The following is a 4,423-nucleotide window of genomic DNA, read 5'->3' as shown; positions in this document are numbered from 1 at the left end:
GAGTACCACGTGCTGACCGCACTGGGGACATTGATGGTCCTGGTGCAAAGCGAGACACTGGTCCGCCAGGTGGGCTCGCCGGTCAGCGTGCATCTGGGCGCACAAGGGGTGAGTGTGGTGATGCCCTTTGACTGAACACATCAACACACTGCACGCATTCAATCGGGCCTCGCCGCCCATCCTTCAGGAGATTAACGTGAAAAAGACAGCACTCTTCGCAGCTCCCTTGCTGCTGGCCCTCGGACTTCCGGTGTTTGCCCAGGAAGGGGAGGTCAATATCATCTGCGCCGCCCAGGCGGACTGGTGCAACCTGATGCAAACCACCTTTGGCAAGACCAGCGGCATCAAGGTCAACATGACGCTGAAAGGATCGGGTGAAGCGCTGGCGCAGATCACCGCCGAGCGTGCCAACCCCAAGACCGATCTCTGGTTTGGTGGCACGGGTGACCCGCATATGCTGGCCGCGGAACAGAACCTGACGCTGGAATACAAGTCCCCGTCATTGCCCCAGTTGCATGCCTGGGCGCAAAAACAGGCGGAGCAATCAGGCTTCAAGACCGTCGGCGTTTACTCCGGGCCACTGGGCTTCGGCTACAACACGGAACTTCTGGCCAAAAGAAAACTGCCGGCTCCCAAGGTTTGGGCGGATCTTCTCAAGCCGGAATACAAAGGCGAGATTCTGGTCGCGGACCCCCGTGCCAGCGGAACGGCCTACACCATGATCGCCACGCTGGTGCAAATGATGGGGGAGGAAAAAGCATTCGAGTATCTCTCGGCACTGCATAAAAACGTGAGCACTTATCCACGCTCGGGCGTGGGGCCCATCAAGGCGGTTGCCCGTGGCGAGGCATCGGTTTCCATCAGTTTTGTCCATGACGTCACCGGTGAAAAGGCGCAGGGCTTTCCGGTGGATGCCGTCACGCCCGCCGATGGCACCGGCGTCGAGGTAGGCTCCATGTCCATCATCAAGGGCGCGCGCAATCTGGCGAATGCCAGGAAATTTTACGAATGGGCTCTCACGCCGGGCGCGCAGCAATTTGGTGCCGCAGTCAAGCAGTTCCAGTTGCCCTCCAACAAGGCAACTCCCATGGACCCCCGTGTTCCCGACTTCAAGAAAATCAAGCTGATTGATTACGACTACGCCAAGTACGGGCAAGCGGCGGTTCGCCGGCAACTGATCCTCAACTGGGAACGCAAGGTCTTCAACCAGGCCAAGTGATCTACGCGGCAGCGACGTGACGCTGACAACCTTCAATCTAAAGAGCTGCCGATCCAGCTCGAATCTTTGCCACTATTTTTGCCACTCCCATGCCAGTCCAATTCACTGAACGAACCCAGCGGACGATTTACGTCTGGGTGCTCATCGGCTTAGCCGCTTACCTGGCGCTGCCGTGGTACTACCTGCAAAGTGGCTCGCTGCTCTTTGCCTTGCCCAGGCTTTTTACCGAACCTGTGACGGCCAACGGGCTGACGCAGGCTGCCATGCATGGCCGGGACTGGCTCTGGACCGGCGTGGCCGGTCTGCTGGTGGCGGGATGCGGCGCCTTGATGCCTGCCAGCAGGCGCCAGGGCGCTGTGCTGGTGGCAGGCGCCGTAACCGGCCTGCTGGGTTTGGGTGTGAGCGGTTTCATGATCGGGGCCACGGGGTGGTCGTATGAATGGCTCAATGCGGCTCTGGGCACGCTCCCGCAGGGGCAATTTGGCATCGGCTGGGGCGGTTTTGTGGTCCTGGTCTGTCTTGTCATGCTGCTGGGATCCGGCATCGCGCGTCTGGGCTATTTCCGTGGCGACGTGTTTGTGGCCGCCGCGGTCGTGGGATGCGCGGCACTGCTGTGCCTGTTTGTGGTGTTTCCGGTCGCCAAGTCCTTGTCCGCTGCCTTCTATGCCGAAGACGGAGGCTTTGCCTTGGGGGCCTTGTGGGAGCGGGTCGGTACTGCGCGCGTGTGGGGTGTCGGGTGCCTGGGTGGCGGGACCAGTTGCGGCGTGGCGTGGAACACCTTGTACCTGGCGCTGCTGACCGCGGCTGGCACGACCGTGCTGGGAACCATGATCGCGCTCATCGCCGAGCGCAGCGCCGGCAAGCGACTGCAAAAACCACTGAACGCCCTGGCCATGCTGCCCATCATCACGCCACCGTTTGTCGTGGGCCTGGGTTTGATCCTGCTGTTTGGCCGCGCCGGCATCGTCAACCAGTTGATGGAGTGGTCTTTCGGCGTTACGCCCACCCGCTGGTTCTATGGTGTATTTGGCGTCTGGCTCGCGCAGCTGTTTGCTTTCACACCCATTGCCTTCATGATCATGCGTGGCGTGGTGCAGGGCATCAGCCCATCCCTGGAAGAGGCGGCGCAGACCCTCCGCGCAAGCCGGATGAAAACCTTCCTGACCGTCACGCTGCCGCTTCTGGCGCCTGGCCTGGCCAATGCGTTTCTGGTGGGGTTTATCGAAAGCATTTCCGATTTCGGCAACCCCATCATTCTGGGTAGCGGCTATGCAGTCCTTTCAACGGAAATCTTTTTTGCCATTGTGGGTGCGTCACTGGACCAGGGTATGGCCGCGGCCCTGGCCCTGGTGCTGACGACGTTTGCGTTGACGGTCTTCTTCGTGCAGCGGCGCATCCTGGGTAAAACCAGCTTCACCACCGTTTCCGGCAAAGGCGACGCCGGCGTGCCCATGGCACTGCCGACAGGGGTGCGCCGCCTGTGCACCTGGGTCGCAGGCCCCTGGCTCGCCTTCACGATGGTGGTTTATTTCTTCGCCTTCGCGGGTGGGTTCGTCAAAGTCTGGGGGCGCGATTACACGCTAACCCTGATGCACTTCAAAACTGCGTTTGACATGCAATGGGGTGAGCATGGCCTGCTTTGGGCAGGAACTGCCTGGGCGTCCCTGTTCAATACCATCACGCTTTCGGCCATTGCGGCCCCGGTTTGCGCGAGCATCGGCTTGCTGATCGCCTGGTTGCTGGCGCGGACCGAATTCAGGGGCAAGGCCCTGTTTGAATTTTCCGCCTTGTTGACGTTTGCCATTCCCGGCACGGTGCTGGGTGTCAGCTACATCCTGGCTTTCAACGTGCCGCCGGTGGAGCTGACGGGTACCGGCCTGGTCATTGTCCTGTGCTTTGTGTTTCGCAATCTGCCGGTCGGGGTTCGGGCCGGAACGGCATCGTTCAAGCAGCTGGACCGGTCCCTCGACGAAGCCTCTGTCATGCTGCGGGCCAGCAGCCTGACCACCTTGCGCCGCGTGGTGCTGCCTTTGCTCAAGCCGGCCCTTGTTGCCGCACTGGTCTACAGCTTCGTGCGCTCGATGACCACGGTTTCCGCCGTCATTTTTCTGGTGACGGCCGAGTACGAGCTGGCCACCACTTACATCATTGGCAGGGTAGGAACTGGCGACTATGGCGTGGCGCTGGCGTACTGCACTGTGCTGATCGTCCTGATGTCTATGGCCACGGCATTGATCCAGTTCCTTGTTGGCGAACGCAAGCTGGGGCGGCGCACGGTAGGTGCCAACCGGTAGTCCACCGTCAATGACATTCCAGACCGCCTCCTTTTGCGTACAACAAGGATATTTACCAATGACTCAGGCAGGCACTGATTTCAAAAGCATAGCCAGGCGTTATGGCGGATTCAACGTTTCATTGATCAAAGCGTCTTTGAGACAGGAGTAACTGATGACCCTACAAGCCCCGCTCGGTGCATCTGGAACTGACGCACTGATCTTTGACATGGATGGAACCATGATCGACTCCATGCCGTGGCATGCCAGGTCGTGGAGCGAGTTCGCGAGGCGGCACGGCGTCCAGATGGCGCTGGCTGACATCCTCAGGCGCACCACCGGGCGCACCGGCACCGAGTCCATGAACCAGTTATTCCAGCGTGACATTGAACTTTCAGAGGCGCKGCTGCTGGTTGCGGAAAAGGAAGCCATTTATCGAGAACTCTTCGCGCCGGTGTTTGCCGAGGTTGCGGGCTTCAAGGCCTTTGCCGGGCTGGCGATGGCGCGGGGGTTCAAAGTGGGTGTGGGAACTGCGGGTGACCAGCACAACATCGCGTTTGCGATGGCCGGGCTTGCCATGGTGTCCCCGCCTCATGCTGTTGTAGGTGGCGACGAAGGCCTGGCAGGGAAACCCGAGCCCGCCATATTTCTGGAGGCTGCACGACGCATGGAGGTTGCGGCCGCCGCCTGCGTCGTGTTTGAAGATGCGCCCTTTGGCATAGAAGCCGCGCGGCGGGCCGGCATGCGGGCTGTGGCGGTTTGCACCAGCCATAGCGCTGAAGAGCTCTCGGGGCCGCACGTGATTGCCAGCGTGCGCGACTACAACGAACTTATCGCGAGTGATTTTTTGGGAAAGCTCCATGCGGCGGTTGCGTGATGGGCAGAAGCCGTCAGCGGAACAGCTGTCCGCCGGCATCGCTTTCACCTTGCT

At 60.6% G+C, this 4,423-nt stretch carries 3 protein-coding genes; all 3 read left to right on the top strand.

Annotated features, from left to right (window positions below; genetic code table 11):
- The first annotated feature begins 196 nt into the window (after positions 1-196).
- Complete coding sequence (locus AC1D1X_RS16500; protein ID WP_477669163.1) at positions 197-1,219, top strand: ABC transporter substrate-binding protein; 1,023 nt, start codon at positions 197-199, stop codon at positions 1,217-1,219.
- 89 nt (positions 1,220-1,308) lie between these two features.
- Positions 1,309-3,513 carry an ABC transporter permease gene (locus AC1D1X_RS16495; RefSeq protein ID WP_477669164.1) on the top strand — a complete coding sequence of 735 codons (2,205 nt, stop codon included), beginning with the start codon at positions 1,309-1,311 and terminating at the stop codon, positions 3,511-3,513.
- 154 nt (positions 3,514-3,667) lie between these two features.
- Entirely contained in the window at positions 3,668-4,369 is a 702-nt protein-coding gene (locus AC1D1X_RS16490) for an HAD family hydrolase (RefSeq protein ID WP_477698676.1), read from the top strand.
- Positions 4,370-4,423 lie beyond the last annotated feature (54 nt).

The sequence above is a fragment of the Polaromonas sp. P1_G4 genome (assembly GCF_056405475.1).
This window is presented reverse-complemented; position numbering and strand designations above follow the sequence as displayed.